We start from the raw sequence: 238 nt of genomic DNA, 5'->3' as shown, positions 1-238 counted from the left end.
CTGCCAACGGTGGCCGAATCGGCGGCGGTGGCTTCGGCCAGCCGGAATTGCGCATCGTGGCGCCACACTTTCACATCAAGCAAAGTATGGTCGGGCAGCATTTCGCGCACATTGATGATGTGGGTGCCCTCTTTGAGCCACACGCCTTGGCTGCCGGTGCTGATTTTGCCGCTGATGGCGCTGGCTTTGAGATTTTCGGCGCGCTGGCTCATCGCCGGCGCGAGCCATTCGCCCAAAA

At 61.3% G+C, this 238-nt stretch carries 1 pseudogene; it reads right to left on the bottom strand.

Annotated elements, in window-relative coordinates:
* Positions 1-238: pseudogene (locus V0R37_RS23215) on the bottom strand (hypothetical protein); the annotation flags it as partial.

The sequence above is a fragment of the Pollutimonas rozaliensis genome (assembly GCF_048751585.1).
Taxonomy (GTDB): Bacteria; Pseudomonadota; Gammaproteobacteria; order Burkholderiales; family Burkholderiaceae_B.
Note: the sequence above shows the minus strand (reverse complement) of the source record. Positions and strands in the feature narration are given on the sequence as shown.